This window comes from Pseudomonas sp. HY2-MNA-CIBAN-0224, from assembly GCF_040310285.1.
GTDB classification, from domain to species: Bacteria; Pseudomonadota; Gammaproteobacteria; order Pseudomonadales; family Pseudomonadaceae; genus Aquipseudomonas; species Aquipseudomonas helleri.
On record NZ_JBEOPQ010000887.1, the window covers coordinates 1 to 238 of the forward strand.

Below are 238 nucleotides of genomic sequence, written 5' to 3' on the forward strand. Positions count from 1 at the left end.
TTATTGATATTTGCTATCGATATTATCCTATTGAAATATTCAAAACAATTTGGGATTCGCTTTTAAACTCGATATCTGCTGGACTTATTAAATTTGTCGTTTCTGAAGATATTAGACAGGAAATTTACGGTCGAGTAGCGCTTTTCGATGGGTATTCACCTATAGTTTTGGATGATTTTTTCAAATCATTCAACATTGAAGTAATAAGAAAGACGACATATCAAACTCAACTTTTATC

Annotated in this window: 1 protein-coding gene; it reads left to right on the forward strand. The window is 30.7% G+C overall.

The window, feature by feature from the left end; genetic code table 11:
* On the forward strand, positions 1-238 hold a 238-nt coding region (locus AAEZ03_RS28810; protein WP_350583417.1), incomplete at both ends, for a hypothetical protein.